General features: G+C 56.6%; 15 protein-coding genes and 1 tRNA gene. 8 read left to right on the top strand and 8 right to left on the bottom strand.

Going from position 1 to position 21,570, the window contains the following annotated elements:
• From fliF to AAC071_RS04630, 4 genes are all read right to left on the bottom strand, one after another.
• Positions 1–1,668 (bottom strand): flagellar basal-body MS-ring/collar protein FliF, encoded by a 1,668-nt coding sequence (gene fliF, locus AAC071_RS04645; RefSeq protein WP_339830537.1) that lies wholly within the window; start codon positions 1,666–1,668, stop codon positions 1–3.
• A 296-nt stretch (positions 1,669–1,964) separates the two neighbouring features.
• Positions 1,965–2,240, bottom strand: coding sequence for a DUF1153 domain-containing protein (locus AAC071_RS04640; RefSeq protein WP_339830535.1), 276 nt, complete (start codon positions 2,238–2,240; stop codon positions 1,965–1,967).
• A gap of 131 nt (positions 2,241–2,371) precedes the next feature.
• A complete protein-coding gene (locus tag AAC071_RS04635) occupies positions 2,372–3,052 on the bottom strand; it encodes a flagellar hook assembly protein FlgD (RefSeq protein ID WP_339830533.1) in 681 nt (226 codons plus the stop codon).
• Positions 3,053–3,070: 18 nt separating this feature from the next.
• Positions 3,071–4,555, bottom strand: coding sequence for a flagellar hook-length control protein FliK (locus AAC071_RS04630; RefSeq protein WP_339830531.1), 1,485 nt, complete (start codon positions 4,553–4,555; stop codon positions 3,071–3,073).
• A 290-nt stretch (positions 4,556–4,845) separates the two neighbouring features.
• Here AAC071_RS04630 and mnmA point away from each other — a divergent pair, with 290 nt between their 5' ends.
• The 4 genes from mnmA to AAC071_RS04610 all read left to right on the top strand — a co-directional run bounded on the left by mnmA (position 4,846) and on the right by AAC071_RS04610 (position 8,709).
• The gene (gene mnmA / locus AAC071_RS04625) at positions 4,846–6,072 is read left to right on the top strand and encodes a tRNA 2-thiouridine(34) synthase MnmA (RefSeq protein ID WP_339830529.1); all 1,227 of its coding nucleotides are present in this window, start codon (positions 4,846–4,848) and stop codon (positions 6,070–6,072) included.
• Positions 6,073–6,155: 83 nt separating this feature from the next.
• Complete coding sequence (locus AAC071_RS04620; RefSeq protein ID WP_339830527.1) at positions 6,156–6,833, top strand: methyltransferase domain-containing protein; 678 nt, start codon at positions 6,156–6,158, stop codon at positions 6,831–6,833.
• 99 nt (positions 6,834–6,932) lie between these two features.
• Positions 6,933–7,009, top strand: a tRNA-Met gene (locus AAC071_RS04615).
• A gap of 551 nt (positions 7,010–7,560) precedes the next feature.
• Complete coding sequence (locus AAC071_RS04610) at positions 7,561–8,709, top strand: site-specific integrase (RefSeq protein ID WP_339830526.1); 1,149 nt, start codon at positions 7,561–7,563, stop codon at positions 8,707–8,709.
• Between the two features lie 622 nt (positions 8,710–9,331).
• Here AAC071_RS04610 and AAC071_RS04605 read toward each other — a convergent pair.
• Positions 9,332–11,020, bottom strand: a complete 1,689-nt coding sequence (locus tag AAC071_RS04605; RefSeq protein WP_339830525.1) for a type IV secretory system conjugative DNA transfer family protein — start codon at positions 11,018–11,020, stop codon at positions 9,332–9,334.
• Between the two features lie 508 nt (positions 11,021–11,528).
• Between AAC071_RS04605 and AAC071_RS04600 the strand changes: the two genes are divergently transcribed.
• A complete protein-coding gene (locus AAC071_RS04600) occupies positions 11,529–12,449 on the top strand; it encodes a zincin-like metallopeptidase domain-containing protein (RefSeq protein ID WP_339830523.1) in 921 nt (306 codons plus the stop codon).
• 43 nt (positions 12,450–12,492) lie between these two features.
• Here the strand turns inward: AAC071_RS04600 and AAC071_RS04595 are convergent, their stop codons facing one another.
• Positions 12,493–14,958 (bottom strand): AAA family ATPase, encoded by a 2,466-nt coding sequence (locus AAC071_RS04595; protein WP_339830521.1) that lies wholly within the window; start codon positions 14,956–14,958, stop codon positions 12,493–12,495.
• 378 nt (positions 14,959–15,336) lie between these two features.
• Between AAC071_RS04595 and AAC071_RS04590 the strand changes: the two genes are divergently transcribed.
• Positions 15,337–16,194: a hypothetical protein gene (locus AAC071_RS04590; RefSeq protein WP_339830519.1), complete on the top strand. Its 858-nt coding sequence runs from the start codon at positions 15,337–15,339 to the stop codon at positions 16,192–16,194.
• A 114-nt stretch (positions 16,195–16,308) separates the two neighbouring features.
• Here the strand turns inward: AAC071_RS04590 and AAC071_RS04585 are convergent, their stop codons facing one another.
• Positions 16,309–18,891 (bottom strand): DEAD/DEAH box helicase, encoded by a 2,583-nt coding sequence (locus AAC071_RS04585; RefSeq protein ID WP_339830517.1) that lies wholly within the window; start codon positions 18,889–18,891, stop codon positions 16,309–16,311.
• 496 nt (positions 18,892–19,387) lie between these two features.
• Here AAC071_RS04585 and AAC071_RS04580 point away from each other — a divergent pair, with 496 nt between their 5' ends.
• Together AAC071_RS04580 and AAC071_RS04575 are read left to right on the top strand one after the other, a co-directional pair.
• Positions 19,388–19,762, top strand: a complete 375-nt coding sequence (locus AAC071_RS04580; protein ID WP_339830515.1) for a DUF2958 domain-containing protein — start codon at positions 19,388–19,390, stop codon at positions 19,760–19,762.
• Positions 19,763–19,932: 170 nt separating this feature from the next.
• A complete protein-coding gene (locus AAC071_RS04575) occupies positions 19,933–21,102 on the top strand; it encodes a hypothetical protein (protein WP_339830514.1) in 1,170 nt (389 codons plus the stop codon).
• Here AAC071_RS04575 and AAC071_RS04570 read toward each other — a convergent pair.
• Positions 21,071–21,529, bottom strand: a complete 459-nt coding sequence (locus AAC071_RS04570; RefSeq protein ID WP_339830513.1) for a hypothetical protein — start codon at positions 21,527–21,529, stop codon at positions 21,071–21,073. The genes AAC071_RS04575 and AAC071_RS04570 overlap by 32 nt on opposite strands.
• Positions 21,530–21,570: the final 41 nt, after the last annotated feature.

The following is a 21,570-nucleotide window of genomic DNA, read 5'->3' as shown; positions in this document are numbered from 1 at the left end:
TCAAGCGCTTTCGTGCAGCCAGCTGCGCAGGATTGAGATGGATTCATCCGGATGACCGGTCACGAGCTCGCCGATCTTGCGGACCGATGACTGTTTCACCTTGCCCGCCACCTGAGCGATGTCGATCATCATGTCTTCGTTCAACTGTTCGGGGGCGGGCAGTGCGCCCGCTACCGCATCACCATTCTCGTCGGTCATTGCCAATGCGGTTGCCGCGCCGCCTGCCGAACCGGGGAGGGCAGGCCCGCCATGGGGGCGCCCTTGTGCCGTGCCGAGACGTGTCATGAGCGGCCGGAACACAAAGAGCATGGCAATGACAGCAAGGATGGCAAGAACTGCCATCTCGACCATTCGCATGATGTCGGCGCTGGTCAGATCAAAAAAACCATTCTCGGTCGCCGTTTCGGTCCCGGCGTCGAAGCTGGGCGTTGTCGCGAATTGAAGGTTGACGATCTCAACGTGATCACCGCGCGTCTCATCAAATCCCATTGCGGATTTGACCAGGGCCTCGATCTTCTGGAGTTCGACTTCGGACCGCGGTGCATAGGTCGTGTTGCCCTCGGCATCCGTCGTATAGGAACCGTCGACCAGCACGGCGACCGAGAGGCGCGTTACGCGTCCAGGCTCGAGCACTTCCGTTTTTGTGGTGCGGGAAATCTCGTAATTGACGGTCTCTTCGCTGCGCGTGGCTGCCTGACGCGAAGCCGCAGGAGAATCAAGCCCGGCCTGATTGGCATTCGGCAGGTTGTTGCCGACGGTGACGCCGTCATTTCCCGCACCATCCGTGCTCGTCGACGTATCCTCGACCGTCTGCGTGGAGCGTGCAACCTGGCTATTCGGATCGAATGTGTCGGATGTCCGGGTTACACGGTTGTAGTCCATCTGTGCGGTAACCTCGACTCGCACCTTGTCGGCACCGACGACGCGCTGAACGATGTTTTCGACATATGTCCGCAGGCGATTTTCGTAGGTCGAACGGCGTTCCTCGACAGATGACGCCATCAGCGACTGGCTGTCGTCGCCCGTGCCGCTGGCCAGAAGTGTACCGCGCTCATCGACAATCGAAACACGCGAGGGTGCCAGCCCGTCAACGGCCGACGAGACAAGATACTGGATTGCCTTGACTTGCTGTGCTGCAAGCGTGCTACGCGAGACCTTGAGCACAATCGAAGCCGTCGGTTCCCGACGGTCGCGTGAAAAGAGTTCGCGCTCGGGCAGGACCAGATGGACCCGCGCGCCGTCGATGCCCTCGATCGAGCGGATGGTGCGCGCCAGCTCTCCTTCGAGCGCGCGCAAGTGATTGATGTTCTGAAGAAAGCTTGTGGTACCCAACGCGTCAGCATTGTCGAAGATTTCGTAGCCAACGGTGCCGCCGGCGGGCAGGCCTTGTTCGGCGAGAGACATGCGCAGGCGGAGAACCTGGCTCCGGGGCACATAGATCATGCTGCCGTCGCCGCGCAATTCGTAGGGAACTTTCATGGCCTCGAGCGCGCCGATCATTTTCGACGCATCGTCGACGCCGACATCGGAGAACAGGAGCGCCTTGGGTTCGGCACTGTAGCGCAAACCGATATAGCCAAAGAATCCGAGCAGGACCGCGGCTACGAGCCCGAGTGCCACGAGACGTACCGGTCCCAGGGACTGCAGAAGATTCGAGAAGCTGCTCACCAACCCACCTCATGTGCCAGCGCGCAGGATGCAGGTCCGTTTCCTGGATCGACATCCACGCCAGACAACAGGTGAGCGACAAATCCTTTGCCCTCAGAACTCCGGCCCGATTAGCCCAATCGGAGTTCCCCCGTGCCACAGGGCAAAATTTACCGCCTGCAGCCTAAACAGAAGCTTAACGGTCCCGGCAATTTTTGCCGGGTCGTCGCCGGGAACCGATCGAATGAGAAGGACGCCGGAGGAGGGAGGTTCCGCCGGCGCCCTGAAGACAGCAAGTACGCAGATACAATTCTATCTTACTGCCTGTACTGCTGAACCCTGGTTGCGCGAAGTCCGGCCAGACCATGGCGTTCGATCGAGCGCTGCCAGCTCAGGAACTCTTCGACCGTCAGCGTGTACCGGCGGCAGGCATCATCAAGGCTGATGAGGCCGCCGCGGACTGCTGCGACCACTTCGGCCTTGCGCCGTATGACCCACCGCTTCGTGTCGGGCGGGGGCAGGTCAGCAACGGTGAGCGGGCTACCGTCCGGCCCGATCACGTAGTTGACCTTTGATGTCTGCTGCTCACTCATCGAACATTCGTCTCCGTGCTCATCTCTGACCCTCAGACTACGCTGGGCAGTCTTTAAAAACGGCTAAGCGTCGTGGTAAAAATTGTCCGAAATCAAAGACTTAGCTGTTCCATTGCGGGACGCATCCGGGGTCAGATCGGCGTATCTGGCTGCTTTACGGATGTGATCTGCGAATAGCGGATCTGGGCGCCGTTAACTGTCAGCATCGGATCGGTACTGGTCATGTCGATGGCGGTCACAATCCCGGTGGTCCGCGTGTCCACAGCTATCGGTGCGCCGTTCCCCGAATTGGCAACAATCTTGAGAAAGTAGGTGCCGTCTGGCTGGCCAGCGCCGCTTCCGTCCTTGCCATCCCATGTGAACTGATGATCGCCCTTGGCTGCGTCCATCTTTTCGCTGTAGACGGTTGCCCCGTCAGCGTTGATGACCTGGAGCGTGGTATCCGGAGCATCCGCTGCGACAGCAAAGGTCCAGTTGGCGTTGCCGTCCCTGAGGAGGGCACCCGTGCCGGAGCCGGTCACTTCCTTGCCCAGAAGAGAGACGGACTGATTTGAATTCTGGATCGCATAGGCAGTGATCAGCGTTTCGAGATTGCGATTGGTCTGGATCGATTGCTCGACACCCGACATCTGGACCAATTGCTGGGTGAACTGGTCCGAACTCATCGGATTCGTCGGATCTTGATGCTTCAACTGGGTCGTCAGAAGACGCAGAAAGGTGTCGAAGTTTCCGGCCAACGCGGCGGACGCTGTGGACGACTTGTTGCCGCCTGTTGCAGCTTGAACGGCGGCTGTCGCTGAGGCGATGTCCATGGTTGTGACCCTTCTGCGTCAAACGCGAATGTCGATGCCGCCAATGGCGGAAATATTGACGTTGTAGACTGGCGTGGTTGTCGCATCAGCGTCATCCGTGTCGTCATCGGCACGAATTGTCCCGGCGATATCACCACGATCCTCGTTCGCATTCTGATCATGAAGCGAGAAGTTGAGGCTGTTCTCATCGGCCTCCAGCCCGGCATTGTTCAAAGCCTGTTGGAGCGCGCGCGCATCGCGTTGCAGCAGTTCGAGCGTTTCAGGTTTTTCGACCGTCAGGTGCGCCATCACGTGGCCGTCGCGGCGCACCTCCATGCGCACGTCGATGCGACCCATCTCGGGAGGATCCAGCCGGATTTCGAACCGATTAATCCCCTTCTGGAGATTGCGGGAAATCTGCAGCGCTATCGCCATGGCCGGCACCTGCGTCGGCTGTGACTGGCCTGGCAGTGTGCCGATGCGCACTGTTGCTGTGGCTGGTGTCTGTTGCGTACCGCTCGGGAGTTCGCCGCCACGCGGGGTGGGTTGTGTCTCGATCGGGGCAATATTGACGGTCTGTTGGGTTGCTGCGCCGCCGCGCGGGGTCTGGGACGGTGTCGGGACCGGCGGGGCGGAGCTTGCTGCGGCAGCCGTTTGTCTTGCGTCACTCTTCTTGTCGGCCAGCATTTCCGCCACCTCCTGGCCAAGGCCCTTGACTGGCTTGGCTGAGCCGCTGTCTGTGGCCGGGAGAGCTGTGCTTTCGGTATCAGGGGGTGACCCGGCCGCCGTCGTATCGGTCGGCTGCTGCGGCAGGATCATTTGCGGCCGCGGCGCATCGCCTGGAGTAGCGGCCCGAGGCAGGGTCGACTGCGCCTCATTCTTGCCGGTCGCCGCTGCGTCAGGCTTGGTCTGAGTGGAGTCGGCAGACTGGATCGATGCCGGGGTCGATGCGGATTCTTCGGGGCTCGCGCCGGCCTCTGCCGGTTTTGCACCTGCCTCGAGTGCGTGCGGGGCGGCATCGGCTGGTTCCGCGACAATATCAGCTGGAGCCGTGCCGAGATCGACGGGCGTGTCTTCATTTGAGGTCTCTGTCGAGGCGGCGTCTGCTGTGCTGTTTGTTTCGCTCTCGATCGCGGTTGCGGGCTGACTGTCTTGAACATGGTCTGCCGTCGCCGGCACTTCGCTCTCGATCGTGGAAAGAGACTCGTCGGCGTTTGCCGTCTCCAGCGCTACCTCGCCCTTGTCGTCAGTGGTCGTTTGCCGCGGATTCGCCTCACGAGTTGATGTCTCGCGCTCACGCACCTCGTTGTCACGCTGGCTGTGGTCGGTGGCGGGCGAGGAGCGCTCGCGGCGTTCGGCCTGCCGGTCTTCGCGGCGAGCCGGGTCGCTCTGACGGCTGCTGTCGGCCAGATGGCGTGCGAACTCGCCTGCAGCCGAAGTGGTCGAAATCCGGATCGAGTCCGGCTGGATCGATAGCGTATCGGCCGATTTCGTTCGCGGCGTGGCTGAAGTAGGCAAGTCCATGCTGTCACCTGGTTGCAGAGAAAGGCTCGATCTAGGGGAAGCAAGCGGCGGGCCATGCGGCCGGAAGGAATAAACCCAATCAATTCATATGGTTATGGAGTCCCGGGGTTGACCTGACGAGGGATGAGCCCGATATTCGCTGCCGGTGCGGCAGATTCTGCCGGGCCAGCCAGGAAGCGACACCGCAATGGCTTGCGGTGCGTCAGTGCCCGCCTATATTGCGGCCACGCAGGAGACGTCGCAGGGCGTCCATCAACCAGGAGATGCCGGACGAATTCCGGCGGGACGCCATGAGCGCTCTGTTCGACGAAAAGACCGGGCTCAACAGCCTCGATCTTCCGGGCCGTCCGGAAGAGACGCGGGTTGTCGTCGCCATGTCGGGTGGCGTCGACAGTTCTGTGACGGCGGCTCTGCTCAAGGAGCAGGGTTATGATGTCGTCGGCATCACGATGCAGCTCTACGACCACGGTGCAGCGGTCTCGCGCAAGGGGGCCTGTTGCGCGGGGCAGGACATTCACGACGCACGCCGCGTCGCAGAGCAGATCGGCATTCCCCACTACGTGCTCGACTACGAGGACCGCTTTCGTCGTGCCGTCATGGAGGATTTTGCCGATTCCTATATAGCCGGTGAGACGCCGATACCCTGCGTGCGCTGCAACGAGCGTGTGAAGTTTCGTGATCTGCTCGACACGGCGCGCGATCTTGGGGCGGCGGCGCTGGCAACGGGGCATTATATTTCCAGCCGCCCGGGTGCTGCGGGCCGCGAATTGCACCGGCCTGCGGATGTCGAGCGCGATCAGAGCTATTTTCTTTTCACGACGACGCGCGAGCAGCTCGACTTCCTGCGGTTCCCGCTGGGTGACCTGACCAAGCCTGAGGCGCGCGCGATGGCCGAGCGCATGGGGCTTGTTGTCGCTGCGAAGCCGGACAGTCAGGATATCTGCTTCGTGCCGACCGGCCGTTACACGACGATTGTTGAACGGTTGCGTCCGGGCGCAGCCGATCCGGGCGACATCGTGCATCTCGATGGGCGCATCCTCGGGCGGCACGACGGAATTGTCCGTTACACGATCGGTCAGCGACGCGGTCTCGGTCTCGGTGCCAGCGAACCGGACAGCGAGCCGCTTTTTGTCGTCAGGCTCGATCCGGCACGCCGCCAAGTGATCGTGGGCCCGCGTGAAGCGCTCGAAACGCGCCGGCTTGTGCTGCGCGATCTCAACTGGCTCGGCGATACAGCGTTTGAGATGTTGCCCGAGGCGGGCATTGATGTGTCTGCCAAGGTCCGATCAATGCGACCGCCGGTACCAGCGCGTCTTTACCGCACGGCAGAGGGCGCCTTGGTCGAATTGCTCGAGGGCGAGGACGGTGTCGCGCCCGGGCAGGCCTGTGTCTTCTACGATCCGAATGGCGGCACGCGGGTTCTTGGCGGCGGCTGGATTGCACGGGCGGAGAGCCGATGGCAGGTCGCTGCATCGGCGGGCGAAGTGGAACGTTTTGGCGCCCGAACCGCATTTTAGCCGCAATCGGTCCGGATATAGTGTTGCGCGCATGGCGGCATTGGCCGCAGAGTGAGCGCAGGGAAATCGAGGGGTAGGCTGTTTTGAGCGGGATAGTCCGGATAGACGAACAATCGGTGCTGAAGGCCTATGCACGCTGGGCGCCCGTCTATGATTTTTCTTTCGGTCCGATAGCCGATTCTGGCCGCAAGCGGGCCATCGACATCATCAATCGTCGCGAGGGGTCGCTGCTCGAAGTCGGTGTCGGGACGGGTGTTGCTCTGCCGCGATACGCGCCGCACCTCACTGTTACAGGGATCGACCTGTCACCGGATATGTTGCGCATCGCGCGCGAGCGGGTTCGCGAGCGTGGTCTGACCAATATCGAAGCACTGTACGAGATGGATGCCTCCCAACTTCGCTTCGAGGACGGTGCGTTCGACACGGTCGTTGCGATGTATGTGATGACCGTGGTGCCCGATCCGATTCAGGTTCTCAAGGAGCTTGAGCGCGTCTGCGCGCCGGGCGGCGAGGTTCTGATCGTCAATCATTTCGCGCAGGACCATGGGCTGCGCGGCTGGGTTGAGAGCTTCATGGCGCCGGCGGCGCGCGCGCTCGGCTGGCATCCCGATTTCCGCGCCGAAACCATTACAGATGTCGCGACGCTGGAACTTGTCGATACCGTCAAGCTGAAGCCATTCGGGCTTTTCACAATGCTGCGATTCCAGAAGCCGGCGGCTCCGGAAGCGGCTTCGGCCGAGCCGGCGCAGCCAGCCGCCTGACGTCGTCAGCCACCTTGCTTGACAGGTCTTCGTCGCGGCCCTTATATCCGGGTCTCTTTCGGGGGTGCAGCGGCTTCGCCCTGCTTTCCGACGCCTTGGGGCGGAGTAGCTCAGCTGGTTAGAGCAGCGGAATCATAATCCGCGTGTCGGCGGTTCAAATCCGTCCTCCGCTACCAATAAAATCAATGACTTAGGTTTTGGTGCAAACCTCAAAAACCCCTCTGGGGACACTTTGGGGACAGTAAGCTTCAGGACGTGCCAACGAACGGCGCAGCTGGCGCTGCGCTTTATTGGGGTCGCTCACTTTATATCCAGCAAAGTTCTGAGTCCTTATGTCAGCGAACGGTGACTCTTTGAAATGTCGCCGTTCGCTGACATTGGAAGCCCTACACCAGCAGTGAGATGCTTTCTCGATATGAATGTTGACGATGGTTGGTTGAAACGGTTCTGCCGAGAGATGGGATTTAGTGTCCCAAGAGTGTCCCAAGAAATTTTTCAAAGCCTCAAAAACGTGGTGGGCGAGGAGGGACTTGAACCCCCGGCCAAGGCATTATGAGTGCCTTCAAGGGCAAAATGCCCGACAGCCAAAAAACCTAACATCAGCAATTACAACGACTTGTGGTGACGCGGAATTGATTATATTTGTCCGTGTACGTCATTTATTGTACTCTAGTGTCCCAAGAGTGTCCCAAGGATTATGTAAACTAGGTGAGGAAAACATGTTGATATGGCTGTTATTGAGGAGAGAAAGGGCCGGAACGGAGAGCCTGTTTATCGTGTGAAGATACGCGTCAAAGGTCGGCCCCAAGAGTCGCAGACTTTTGAAAAGAAGAAAGATGCGAAGGAGTGGGCTCAAATCCGTGAAGGAGAGCTTAGGAAGGAAGCTGCCCTAGGAGTGGCGGCATTTGCTTCGAGAAGTTTGGGTCAACTCATAGACCGGTACATAAGAGACGAACTGCCGAAGCGAGAGATCGACCAGAACAAGGTGCGCATGCATCTTGAATGGTGGAAGAGCGAACTTGGGGACGTTCAGGTTAGAGACTTAACTGTCTCAAGACTTAGCGCAGCGCGCGACAAACTTCTCAGGACGCCAAATCAGCGCAACGCTCACGCCCCGAATAGGACGGAGTGCGGGCTTAAAAGCCCTGCGACCGTTGTACGTTACATGGCGAGCCTTTCTCACGCGCTTACTGTTGCCGAGAAAGAATGGGAGTGGCTCGCATCCAATCCCATGCACAAGGTAAAACGCCCAAAGCTGCCGACGCCCAATGCGCGGTTCCTGAGTGATGATGAATGCGCTCGCCTGCTGGAGGCGTGCAGGTCAAGTTCATGTGACTTCCTGTATGCCATCGTGGTTCTCGCCCTTTCTACCGGAGCGCGGTATAGCGAGATTATGCATCTACGGTGGCGGGACATTGACTTAGATCGTGGCGTGGCGCGGGTTGAGAAAACGAAGAACAACGAGAAGCGCGCTTTGCCACTTACTCACAAAGCTCTTGAAGTTATGACGGAGCTTCATCGTCGAACTGACCCCGACAAGCGCGACTACGTCTTCCCGAGGCGAGATGGGCTTGCACCGAAGAATATTAGAAAGAGCTGGGAGGCTGCATTGCGCGCTGCTGAGATAGAGAATTTCCGCTTCCATGATCTACGCCATACAGCAGCCAGCTATCTGGCAATGAACGGGGCGACCTTGGCGGAGATTGCCGAAGTGCTTGGTCACAAGACGTTGCAGATGGTCAAGCGGTACGCTCATTTGAGTGACCAGCACACGGCCGCCGTGGTTGAGCGTATGAACAGAGCCATCTTCAAAGAGCCAGCGAATGATAATGACGAGGTCATTCAAGAGACGGATGCGAAAGAGGCGACCGATTGAAATTGTAACTTTCGCGTCTTTCAAATACGCGAAAGTTACAAGAGAGCCGCTTTGCCAGTTGGGAGCTGCTGCGTTCTCGGCAATAGGCCCGACCTGATTTAGAGGACATTTTACCGGACATTTTGGAGCTATGGCGGCAAGAAAAGTGTTCACCTACATGCGCCTAGCATGACCTTAGAAGCGGACATTTAAGCGGACATGCGATAGCCATCGCAAAGCTTTTGCCTCAGTGCCCTATCATTGACAGCAGCTCCCAACGCCATTCACAACCCACAACATTCATCCGCATACGAACGGCAGGAATCTGCCGCTACTGGGGTGTAAAGTGGTCATCGCAATCCCCATATTACAACTATAAGCTGTAATAATAGGAGGATGGAACGATTGATGGTTCAGATGTTCTGACAGTCAATCAGCTGGTCGAAGAGTATCCGGCATTCCCAGAGGCCACGGTGCGGTGGTGGATTTTCAACGCGGAGCGTAATGGTTTCCGGGAATGCCTGCTGAGAGTTGGTGGGCGCGTCTATATCGACCGCCAGGCCTTTATCGACTGGCTGAAATCGCATCGGATTTGATGCGTGACGAGCACGGTGAGGAGAGCTGCGGGAAGCGTGAGCGGACTTCAGTTTTCCTCCCCGCGTTCGCGTTGCGGAACACTGTAGATTCCGACCTTCTGGGTCGAGATATAGTCCTGTGTGTCCTCATCCTCATAGAAGGCTTCCGGCAGCGTTGCTTTGACGGGCTTTTGGCCCGCCAGCCGCAAGATAGCCTTGCCGTCGAAATCCGGCCCCATCAGTTCTTGTGGTGTCGCGAGTTCCCTGTCTGACCCCAACACATCCTTGCGGCGGCCGAGCAGACGGCTGAGATACTCCGCCGTGCCCAGGTCGCCGGGCCGGAAATATATCTGCGCCTTGCAGTTTGCGAGAAGGCTCTCCCATTTTGAGAACGTCTCCCGCAGTTGCGCCAGGTCTTGCACGAAAAACCAGAGCCGGACATTGGCACTGCGGGCAATGGCGACGGCCTTCTCGATCAGCTCCATATAGCCGAGCTGCGGCAGCTCATCGAAGATGAAGAGGTAAGGCCGAAGCGGCTTGGGGTCCTCTTCACCTTGATTCGCCTTGATTGCGCCATTCAGGTGCATGCCCAGCATGACCCGGAGAAGGCTCCGGTAGCTGGCAATCTTGTCCGGTGGAATGATGAGATAGACCGATGGCGTGTCGCCACGCATGAGGCCGTCTTCGACAAATTTACCCCCAAGCGGGAAGCCATGATTGACCATTTGCTCATTGAAATAGGCGCTGGACGGAATGATTTCCGGCGACCATCCGTCGGTGGTGTCGCTGGTCACGCGCTCAACGGCTTGTGAGCGCCATACGTCCAGTTGCGTGCGCGCGACCTGATAGATGGAGGTGCGCATCTTCTCGGACATTTGCTCCAGCGCATTTGCCATCTCTACCAGAGGCTCCTCTTGCGTCGTCCGCATGGCGTCGAGCATGTCCTCGAATTCTTCGACGCTGGGGGAGAGGGCGCGCAGCACCTCGCGTATGTTGGCTTGTCCGCCGGGCCGGACTTTCACCACATATATAATGAGCGCACGCACAAGGTCGCGCGCCGAGCTGTCCCAGAAGTCTTGCTTCTCGGGGACATTGAGAAGCAAGTCGGCAAGCACCCGCGCATCGTCCCAGTCGGCCACAAAGTCCAGCGGGTTGAAACGGTCGCTGTCGCCGTTGTCGTCAAAGGGCGCGAACTTGAACACCGGCCCATGCCAGGATCGCCGCCATGCGGTCTCTTTGTAGACTTCGCCCTTGGGGTCGAAGATGAGGATCGGGCCGTTGTAGTCCAAGGCGGTCGGCAGGATAAAGCGCTGGCTTTTACCAGCGCCGGTGGGTGCGACGGTAAGCAGATGCCCATCCCCACTAAATGCGATCTCGCCAAAGACGTTCGGCTTGCTGGGGTGGGGTATGCGGCCGATGACCATCCGGTCGATAGGCCCTTCGTCCAGGGGCTGCACATAGCCGCTGTTGATGAGATCAAAAGCACTTGCCCAGCAATTGCTGCCACCGGCACCCAGCAGACGCTCGTAGGTCTCTTTCGACAATCTCGGAACGATACGCCCGCGCAGAACCTCAAGGGCCTCGTCCATTTTTCCGAAGCGAAGAGAAACGTGGTACTCCATTAGCCAAAGCTTCTCGACTTCTCCCGACGCTTCAAGAATCTCCAGCGCTTCCTTGTGCGCAGGGTCGATCCGATCGCGCCAATGTTCATCGTCGCGTGGCTTTGCCTTTTTCTTACCAAACAGACCAAAGACCATCGCCCCCTCCTGCGCTGTTCACTTGACTTGTGTGATGCTGAAACCCTAGGCCGAGTCCGTAAGTCATGTCACTCATTTATCCGATGCTCATCAGCCCACGGATAGTGCGCGTGCAGTAAAACCGCGTCTGAAAAAGCGGAGCGATACTCCGCACAGGCGTTGAATCTCCCCGATCTCCCCGGCTTTGCGACCAATCAGCGGTGCAGGCTGTAGCTGCCCGTTGGCGCATATGTCGTGGCGTCCTCCAGCGGTTCGCGCGAGAGCCGCGCATTCACGGCCTTATGTGTTCGGACCATCGCATCGGGTCCCGCATGGGCAACGGCGCGGTGCGTTGCTTTTTCCCCTGGCGCACGGCGTGCGCCATTCCTCGCGGTGCAAAAAGCGCCGTCCTTGCCGTCCTCCACTGTGTTTCGGTTCCTGCGGAATGCCGCCTCCGGTCCTCCGCTGCGCTTTGGCCTCACAAGGCCGCGAAGCGCGCGGCTCCCAACCGCAAAAGGAGGATCGACACATGACATATAAGAGCAACCAACGGGCAGACGTTTACAGCCAGGTCACTGACCGCATCGTCGCCGCCATCGAAGCCGGACAGGGCACATTCCAGATGCCTTGGCATCGCAGCAGCTTCGCGTCCCACCGGCCGCAAAATGTTGCCACCGGCGCGCACTACCGGGGCGTGAACGTGATCAGCCTCTGGGCATCGGCTGAGCTGACGGGCTTCTCATCCGGCCTCTGGGGTACATACCGCCAGTGGCAATCCGTCGGAGCGCAGGTTCGCAAGGGCGAGAAGTCCAGTCTGGTAGTCTTCTATAAAGAGCTTCAGAACGACGACACGCCCGACGCCGATGATGATGGCGAGAACGGATGCAAACGCTTCGTCGCCAAGGCGAGCTATGTCTTCAACGCCGATCAGGTCGACGGCTATACGCTGCCGGCAGTACCGGCACCGGCCAATCCCGCTGAAACTATCGCCCATGCCGATACCTTCATCCGGGCGACTGGCGTTGTCATCAAGCATGGTGGCGAGCGGGCTTATTATGACCGCGTGGCGGATACCATTCAGGTGCCGGAGCGGAACCGCTTCCTTGGCACTGAGACCAGTTCACCCACCGAGAGCTACTATGCAACGCTGCTCCACGAGCTGACGCACTGGACTGGAAACTCCAACCGGTGTGACCGCCAGTTCGGCAAGCGGTTCGGCGACAACGCCTATGCGATGGAAGAACTTGTGGCCGAGCTGGGCGCTGCATTCCTGTGCGCCGAGCTTGGCATCTCACTGGAGCCGCGCGCCGACCACGCCGCATACCTGGGCCACTGGCTTGAAGTGATGAAGGCCGACAAGAAAGCCATCTTCACCGCCGCCAGCCAAGCCGCCAAGGCGGCTGACTACCTCAGTAACCTCCAACCTCGCGAAACAGAGGCCGCCGCTTAGGCGGCCTCTGCTCTTCGGTCCCCAATTTCGCTGTGAGCCGCGATTACTTGCCTTTCAAATTAATGCTGATACTGCCGCAATTGCATCGAAGTTGCTCCGATGAACCCTTGCGGGGGGTAACATACGGATACGCCCCGCATTTCTGGTTCTGGCAACGGATATGGTCAAGCAATGCCTTGTAAGCGTCGACCACTTCCTTGAACTCGGCTTTAGTGAAGTTTTCCCATTCATTGAAGTGGACTGATTTGTTGATCGCCCACTGTTCGGCATCTGTCTTTGTGATCAGCGCTTTGGCCTCGACAAGTAGCGACTCCAACTTCGCCTTGTCCTCATCATGCCCCCATTGTTTTGCGGACTTGATGCCTTTCTCCAATCTATTCTTCCATCGGTTCAAAGTGGGGGGGAGCAAGTCACCAAGGTCATAATTGGCATCGCCCCGATACTCGACGGATGCTCGCAGATTGTCGGCAAGAACTGCGGAGATGTATTCCAGATACCGTCGCAAGAGTGCAGCGCCTTGGTGTACATCGTCTTTGTCGAGTGCGTTATCGATTTCGCTCCAGATATCGGTGTCGTCCCAGATACGCGGCCCGGTGTCGATAGTCCAACCGCCGAAAAGCTGACCACTCTTAATCAACCCCTCCGTCTTCATATACTGCAACCACACCTTGTCATGAGTGGTGAGAATAAACTGCGTGTCGGGGAACTCACTCTTAAGTAACCGGCAAACTTCGCGCCTGTGACCGGTATCGACAGACATCAATACGTCATCGAGAACGGCAAAAGTGAACTGATCTTCGAGTGTGTGCTTCATTAAGGCAAGGTAGAGACACAAGCCCATTCCATCTTGGTGTCCTTCGCTATGGTAAGCGCCAGGTGGGAACGTCCCCCTGCCGTAGAAATCGACGTTGAAGCTCAGCTTCGCAGGGTCTGCCCTCAGTTCACCAATGAACTTGCCTTCATCGTCATTGATCGCCTTGTAGAACTTCGTGAATTCCTTAGCGACTTTGTCGTAGATGTCTTCGAGCACCTTGTTCGACACAATGTTATACTGATCATAAATCTTTTGGGCCGTTTCGTTCCGCACGGCTGTTGCTTTTGCGACTTTTGAAGCTGAGAGAAGTCTCTCATAGCGATCTTGAAGAACGGCCAGGAACTCAATCGCCTTGTCTTTGGCGGCACTGTCGGGCAGAGCCTTGACGGCCTTCTGTGTCTCGTCCAGCCGTGTTTGTGCTTCCGCTGGAACTTTCCACCATTCACTTTCTAGCGCCGCAATGGCGCCTTCAATCTGAGAATGGTCCTCTTGAAACGTCTTCAGCGCTGTAATGGCATCATCAAGGACTTTGGCGTAGGCGTCCAATTCAGCGCGCTGCACGGCAGGTTCAAGTGTCGCAGCATAACCAGCCGCTTTCCGGATTTCTTCTATCCGGTCTTCGATGCCACCAATAGCAACCCCTATCGCCGTGCCGAGACTTTCGAGAAGTTTTCCGATTTCTTCGGCACTAAGGAGCTTGGATTTGAGATGTTCACGCAGTTCATTGACATTCCAAGGTTTGTCGCATAGCGGACATGCATCTTCGATAACCAGATCAAGCCCGACCGTGATCAAGTTGTGCGCCCGCGCAAGGGACAATGCTTTTTCGTCGTCTTTCAGTTTATTCAAGGCCGCGAGAGCGTTCTTTCTATGCTCCATGAGATTCGCGGATTCGCCGGACTGAATTGCAACGGTCAGCGCTGCGAGGTCGCCAAGAGCGACGTCTTTCGCGATGCCAATTTTCTTGGCATCTTTGCCTTCTTCTGCCGCGCCCTCCCTGAATGACGTTTTAGGGGTAAGTTCGGTAAGCGTCGGCAAACCGAGAATGTTGCGCTGCGTGTTTGCCTTCTCCAGTACTTTCTCTCGTTCAAGTTCCGGGAGATTGAGCGCGCCCTTGAGATCGGTCTCGGCGCGCAACCGCGCGCGTTCATCTTCCTCCGCTTCCCGCTTACATTTGTTCGCGTAACTCATCAACGCCCGGCGCAAGTCCCCGACGTGATCAAGGCGCAAAAGGGTCTGGACGTCGGTGGAGCGCTGCGCGGGCGGGGTAATGATGTATTTGACAATTTCCCGACGCGACAATGCAAATTCCGGATGGGATTTCAATTCCTTGATGATCGCATCGATTGCCGGATCAGCCGGTTCGATGGTGACGTTGCTCGGACTCTTGACCGACCGTGTGATTTTTACATCCTTTTTCAGAGCCGGAACCGTTGCGGTGATCGTAACCTTGGCCTTGTCAGGATTCCCGCGCATGTCGACATGAGGGGCATGCCCCTTCACGCTGAGTTCACCCTGACCTTGGCCGGACAATCTCGTGACGTTGCCTGTGAGGCAAAATTCAATGGCATCAACTACACCGCTCTTGCCGGTGCCATTTGGGCCGCAAATCCCGAAGTTCTCGCCGCGAAGATCAAGGTCGAGCTCGCGGATTCCACGAAACTCTTCGATGTGAATGGTCTTTATACGGATCATTCTTTGTTTTCCGTGGGCGGAAGGGAAAGGGCTGTGTCAATATCCTCCGACTTTGGGACCTTCCCTGTTCGCAAGAGCTTTTCGAGGCTGTTGACTGCCTCACCGTTGATTGAATTATCCTCTTTAAGTGTGTCAAAAAACTCATCAAGAACTTTGGTGACGGTTGGAGACATCGGTTCAATTTGAGCTTTTGGCATATCGGTATGTGTCTTCTAATAATCTGGGTTAAGGGTTAATGCGCAAAGAAAAAGGAGTGTCAGTGTACTGCATTTCTCGTCAATTTGTAAGGCGCATGTAGTTGGGCCCCATCAATGACTTTCTCTGCTGTGATAGGGTTGTGGGATGTTGTGTGGGAGTTTATGTGCCAACGAGAGGGCGATGGTGGAAGAACCTAAGAGGATAAAGGCGTTCCGCCTTTGTATAGCCAGAGACATACCGAAGTTTCCGAACGACAAAGCCACGCTTACGGTGCTGGAGCAGAAGCCGCTTGCGTCGCTATTGATCGATTATGCCAATTGGGCAATTCGCTACATAGCTCCTCGTCCAAGGAGGATAGTAGTTGAGGAAGCGGCATCGACTGATCCGCGTTGGCAGATTCATGAGGCCGATATTCGAGTCATTTTGCAAAAGGCGGGGAAGGGTGATGATCTAACACCTTATCTATCACTTCAGCCGCACACGCGTGGATTTACACCGTCTTCGTCGGGAACAGGCCCCAACGTTGATCGATGGGCAGATAAAGACTTTTTACTCAACGCAATGGGCTTCCATCATCTTCATCTGGATGCTGCTCCGAGCAATCAGATGAGATCGGATGATGTTCTTTTTGTGCGGGTTGATCGGGACACCTTTACGGTTGCCGGAATCTTCAATCATTCGGTCTTTGAAGCAACGTCGGTTGACGTGCCGATGACTACCGAGCGCGAGCGTCTGTGGGAGATTTTTGACGATCACACGACACGGGGGGTGCCTCCTGGCGCGGTAGTGGTCTCTTCAGCGATCGCCACATCTGGACATCCGATTTACATCGTGCAGCTAGCGATGAATTACGCGCGGGTAGTGAGAGAGGTTGACCCCAAGCTAGACGATCTTGCTTATGTCGGAGAGCTTTATCGCCATGCGGGCTTGCAGTCGCCTGCGAAGATGAAGCTGAAATGGCACTTGCAATTTCTGTCGCTCGGGGTGTTGGACGAAAGAAATAACTTGTTCATTTCCCTGTGCAACGGGCCGAACTAGATGGCTCGTCAGATTTGGTTTGGTCAGGGGAAGCTTTCCCCTGACCTCAATTGATATGCCCGCCGACACACAGGGCAATCCACAACATTGTCGATGCGCCTTTTTGGGTCACTACTAGTCGATGATCTTCATGGCTTTTGCTGCCGTCGGCAGATTTTTAAGAATTGCTTCAATCGTCATACCTTCGGCATCCAGGCGTTGCTGTGCTTCTGATCTCCAAATTAAGTCTCCTTCGCCTGGAAAGCTCCCCTTCATCTCACGCAGCACGACGATTGCGTGTGTTGCCCAAGCGACAAAGTCACCCGTTGACCAATAGCGCACGGCATCGAGGTGCGGTGCTGCCCCAGACTTCGCTTGCGTGCAGGGCGTTACCAAAATGGGGACAATCTCCATGCTCTCAGTGCCTGGGATGTTTGCCTGTATCCACTTGGGATGACCTGCCGCTTGACGAGCTTTGATTGCGCCAAAGATCGTTGTTTCTTTCCCGTCCGCATGGTCCTCAAATACGATGCCGATCTTCTCTCCTAGCCACCATGGATCAGGTGCGGCATCACCCTCGTCGTTCCCAGCGGCAAAGCCCAGCATTGTGCCGAGTTCGACTTGCGCAGATTCAAAAGTCTTTGCGTCAGCCAATTCCTTTTGAATCTTTGCAGCCTGCTTTTCAAACTTGTGGTTTGTAACTGTTCCCATCGCCAAAAATTGTTGCTCAATCAGTTCGACCTGCTTCAGCGTTTCTGAGTGGTCGATTTCGGCTTTCTCAGACGGGGCGCCGACAGCCTTTGCTAGGGTGTTCAGCCACGACACGGACGGTGCGGCCTTTTTTGCTTGTGCAAACTGTTCAAGCGCCGCTTGAGATTGTCCATCTCCGGGGCCGGTTGAAAGGCGGGATGCTGCTGAGCCAGCCAGATAGTGCCAAAGAGCTCGGTATCCTCTTAGGTCCCCATGCTTTAAACAGGCCAGCACTGTGCGCGCTTCACCAAGAGCTTTTGTATCGTCGTGGTTCCATAGCGCTTCTTGGTAGGTGACTTCATGCTCCACGGCATTCGATAACTCGTCCATCGCGGGGAAGGCTGTTTGGCTGAATTTCGGGATGTCATCGCGGATCATGCTATCCGCCTTACCCCAGTCCTCACTGTTCTCCATGAACATGTTGAAGTTTTCGAGAAGTTGCTCGTCTTTTATGCCCGTAGACTGAGTTACGCCGAATGACAGCTCAGCCTGAAGCTCCGGGTTGAAGTAAGTCCATCGTCTACTGTCAGCCAAAAAGTCGACCAGTTCTGTGCCGGTTATAAAAACGGTCGAGCGATCTTGAAGCGCTCTTGTGCAACGACCTGCGGCTTGAAGCACCCGCGTTTGTATCCGCTCATTGTAGAGTGCGGAGGCTCCCATCTTCGACATAATGAAACGCTCTTGAGCGTTCATTGCCCGAGGCAGGCCGTCTAAGCAAAGCAGCCGACATTCGTCACCGGGGAAATCGATTCCGTCATATCGGTTGGCCAAAATAGCGACAGCCTTTTCGCTCTGAACGAATGGAGCTTTGTCCGCCTCTATGTGATCCTTTGTGAAGACCTCAAAGCTGGGAAGGCAATCGTTTATCTGTTCTTCATGCGCCTCAGCGCTTGCCAGTGACGGCGTCAGCATCACCGACCGTCCCGCGCGTTCTTGCATCGCCATTCTCAGAGTTTCAGTCTCTTCGCCTGTCAGAGAAAGGCTCGGGAAAACAAAGAAGCGCCGTCCTACACCGGAACTCTGAAAGCCTTCCGGCGCAGACAGACGGTCAATATGCTTTCGGCCGGTTAGGCGTTCCAGATCACCACCAGCACCGAGTGTAGCGGACATGTAGATGCGTTGTCCCGCATTCGCGAAAGGCGCGTGAAACGCGGTGGGCGGAATTAGCGGGCGGATCAAGATTTCGCGAGAACCGAGGTAGATGTGGCACGCATCCAGATGGTCACGAATAAGGGCCCACGGGTAATACAGCTCTGGGTTTTTCCGATCCGCGTGGGCATCAATGATCCCCACGAGGTCTGTCTGAAGCGACTGCACTTGCGGCGAGGGCATTTTCTCTACCCACGTCGCATCTGCTGGTCCCATCCATTCGCCCGTCAGCCTTGAATAGTCTTGGGGATCCAAATGGGGACGTAGATACTCGGCGAGTGCAGCGTGGAGAGGGGTGTTTGCCGGAATTTCAAGTGACCACATCTTGGCGATGTAGTTCTCTGCCGCGTGAGCGTCGTCGATCACGATTAGGTCGGGGTTGTCGAAGAACGGGTTGGTGTTGAAAAGGCCCGAATAGGTGCTAATCGCAATCTTTGCGCCAGTCATGTAAGCCGTTTTATCCGCAGGCGCAAAATCCTCTTTACGGCCAGACAGGTCGACAACGTCTATGCCGTACTGGTTTGTTGCCTGAAGAACTGTCTGGCGTACGAGCTGTTTTGTAGGGCAGAGATAGACCGCTCGGTTGCGATGCTTAATGCGTCGCCAGTCGGCGATCAGAAGTCCAACTAACGTTTTTCCACTACCGGTCGGTAGTTGCAGCGCTACATCCGCCTTTGTCTCAAACTCAGTCGCGTAGACCTCAAGCATTTCCTTCTGGTGCGGCATTACATCAGGAAGCTGCCGCTTTGTGAGCGTCTTAAAATGTGCGGCTGGATCGTTGGCAGCTGTCTTCGAGTGTGGGGTGGTCTTAAATGCCATTGCTCTTCATTCTCTTTTAGATTGTCCGTCTCGTTATATTCATAATGTAAAATATTATTATCTCGTATTTAGTTCGGGGTGTCACAGGTTTACTGACGCCTAGGGGAAAGCCTTCCCCTGCCTGCAACCGCTTGCAGCGTTTTCCGTCACCCCTTCGAGCGGGGACACCCCGCAACGCCCCGGTGAGAGTCGGTCACGAGTGACCGGCGTTTTTGTTTGGTGCGCCTGCTTTGCGGCGCGTTGACCTCCCAGGTTCAGCTTATGCCGGAGGCCGACGGCCGCCCAAGGTCTCCGGGCGGCACGGCCCGCTCCGTTCGCTTTGCTCCCGTGTTGTGCCGCCGCGCGTTCACGCCCCTTACGGGCGGCTTCCGGTTGCCGTCGGGCTCCGGCGCGAGCGCATATGAGCATTTCAATTACACAAGGTTGATCGCTCGCCGCTGGGCAGGAGGTAACGCGCGGGGGAAGGGCCCCTGCGGGAAATCTCTACAAGGAGCGATTGACCATGAAACTTCTGACAAAGGAGCAAAGAGAAAGACTACTCAAGAACGGGGCCGCTAACGCTGCCCGGTTGGCGGAGCCGGACAACGAAGGGGAGACGCACGACTTCTACCCCGTCGTGAAGCTGTTCTGCCCGTGGGGCGGCGGCACCTGGCTGCTGACGGAGCTTGACCCGGAAGAGCCGGACATTGCCTTCGGGCTGTGCGACTTAGGCGTGGGGTGCCCGGAGATGGGTACGGTGCGCCTGTCGGAGCTGGAGGCCATCCGAGGGCCTGCCGGTCTACGCATTGAGCGTGACCGGTTCTTCAAGGCGAAGAAGAGCCTGTCTGCGTACGCCAGCGAGGCATCGCAGCATGGCTGCATAGTTGTCTGATGCTGGGCCGGTGAATTGGCCGCTGCGCTGAGGCGCGGCGGCCATTCTCGTTTTAGGAGGTGGGCAGAGGAGTGTCGGAGGTGATTGCGCCGGTTGGTGTGGGGCATAACGGTTGTTCTCAGTGTGCAGAGCGCCCTAAGATATTTTGGGTGCTACGGTCGGGGGGAGCGATGCGGCATTTTCTTATCATCACATGCCTTGCGGCACTGACGTGCGCGACCGCGCCAGTGCAGGTGGTGCTCGCTCAGGCGGATTCGCCAATTGTCGAATCCGAAGTAGAGCCATCACCTGAACCTAGTGAAGAGACGCCAGGTGAATCTACCCCTTCTGAAGAGGGCGGCCCTAAAGCAGAGCAGAACGATAAAGAGCAGAAAGAAAGCGGTGTGTCGCTGTCGCTCAGCGATCCGCTGACGATAGCGCGGTTTGTCGTCACTCCCATATTGCTCTGGATTTTGAAAAACCTCGTTTCCTATTCCTTTCGCCGGATGCATATCGCTCGGACAATTTATGTGGACGTGGAATATCAGCTTCGGTTTCTCAATAGAGCTGTTGAAGAACTGGAGAAATGGTTTGGTGGCTTGCGCCAGTGGCCGCCAGTTGTGGGATATCTAAGGCTGAGTCCGGATCGGCACTATGTGTATCCTTCGATACAGACAGAGATTTTAGAATGCATGTGGGGAGAGGAGATTACTGCTGTCCGTTTGTTCTACCGTGACATGGAACAGGTGGAGCGGTGTGCAGAGAAAATTGCGGGATTCGCTGATAAAGCCTATGTGCGCCGCCATGCACACCTTCTAAAAGAACGAATTGAGAAGGTGCGGAATGAGGCCGAGTTAAAGAGAGCGGTAGAGGCGATTGATGAAAATCTAAAAGTCCTAAGCAAGATCAGAGACTTCTGGGTCAAAGAGGTGGGGGAGCACGCGGAAGGAAAAAATCGCAAAATAAAATGCAGGGTACTGAAGTTTTTCGGCAATAAGAAATGCAAGGAGAATACGGGTAGAGGGAATCCCTATAGGAATGTGGCGTCCCAACTTCTGTACTCACCTTGGGTATGGCATGCGCTCTTCACTTTAGGATGGGCCTTGCTCATCTTTGCGGCTTTGGTGATTCTATTCCAGCCTTCCTATCTTAGTGACATTGGCGAGATCGTCTCGGATCGTTGGATGGCGCTACTTCCGTTTGTGATTCCTATTTTTGCGGCATTGGAAGTGAAGCGCCGTAGTGATGGAAGAATTAAACGGAAGGTCGTGTCTGAGCATCCTTCACTCAAGACAACAGCCTCGCCCAATTTGGACGAGGCTGTTCCCACTAACGATCTTCAGAATAAAAAAGTTCATTGATAATGATATGGAAGAAGATGGCGGTTGCCACCACTGCCGCTGGACCGAACGCATGGTACTTGAACCAAAAAGGGGATGCGATGAACATCAAGAACGCAGTCTCGATGTTCGCTCCCTGGCCACTGAGGTGCCAAATGTAGAATGATACGAGGATGATTGTGTTTACAAGGCACGAACAAAACGCACCATACAAGCGGACAAAGTGGTTGCTGCTTAACTGTTGAACAACCACAAAACCAAGCGTGCCTGTGTAGGTCAGTATTCCAACAAAAGTGAGGAGTTGAGCGTTGGGAACGAAAAGCGTGCCTAGGCCGATGCCAACGAAAAAGGCAATAGAAGTGGCAACAGACGTGGCGACGAGTACGATCAGTAGGTTCAACAGTAGGTTCAAGATGGTGTTGCAAAGGATTTTGAGGGCTTTGTTCATTTGAACAGAATCCTTTCCCACCTCAGGTGAGGTGTGGGTCA

It is taken from the genome of uncultured Parvibaculum sp. (assembly GCF_963975745.1).
Taxonomy (GTDB): Bacteria; Pseudomonadota; Alphaproteobacteria; order Parvibaculales; family Parvibaculaceae; genus Parvibaculum.
The sequence above is the reverse complement of the archived record's forward strand: the minus strand, read 5'-3'. Positions and strand labels throughout refer to the sequence as shown.

Excerpts from the sequence above, each read along its gene's own strand:
- AAC071_RS04640 (WP_339830535.1), bottom strand. The coding sequence starts at position 2,240 with ATGAGTGAGCAGCAGACATCAAAGGTCAACTACGTGATCGGGCCGGAC.
- AAC071_RS04635 (WP_339830533.1), bottom strand. The coding sequence starts at position 3,052 with ATGGACATCGCCTCAGCGACAGCCGCCGTTCAAGCTGCAACAGGCGGC.
- AAC071_RS04630 (WP_339830531.1), bottom strand. The coding sequence starts at position 4,555 with ATGGACTTGCCTACTTCAGCCACGCCGCGAACGAAATCGGCCGATACG.
- mnmA (WP_339830529.1), top strand. The coding sequence starts at position 4,846 with ATGAGCGCTCTGTTCGACGAAAAGACCGGGCTCAACAGCCTCGATCTT.
- AAC071_RS04610 (WP_339830526.1), top strand. The coding sequence starts at position 7,561 with ATGGCTGTTATTGAGGAGAGAAAGGGCCGGAACGGAGAGCCTGTTTAT.
- AAC071_RS04605 (WP_339830525.1), bottom strand. The coding sequence starts at position 11,020 with ATGGTCTTTGGTCTGTTTGGTAAGAAAAAGGCAAAGCCACGCGACGAT.
- AAC071_RS04600 (WP_339830523.1), top strand. The coding sequence starts at position 11,529 with ATGACATATAAGAGCAACCAACGGGCAGACGTTTACAGCCAGGTCACT.
- AAC071_RS04595 (WP_339830521.1), bottom strand. The coding sequence starts at position 14,958 with ATGATCCGTATAAAGACCATTCACATCGAAGAGTTTCGTGGAATCCGC.
- AAC071_RS04590 (WP_339830519.1), top strand. The coding sequence starts at position 15,337 with ATGGTGGAAGAACCTAAGAGGATAAAGGCGTTCCGCCTTTGTATAGCC.
- AAC071_RS04585 (WP_339830517.1), bottom strand. The coding sequence starts at position 18,891 with ATGGCATTTAAGACCACCCCACACTCGAAGACAGCTGCCAACGATCCA.
- AAC071_RS04575 (WP_339830514.1), top strand. The coding sequence starts at position 19,933 with ATGCGGCATTTTCTTATCATCACATGCCTTGCGGCACTGACGTGCGCG.
- AAC071_RS04570 (WP_339830513.1), bottom strand. The coding sequence starts at position 21,529 with ATGAACAAAGCCCTCAAAATCCTTTGCAACACCATCTTGAACCTACTG.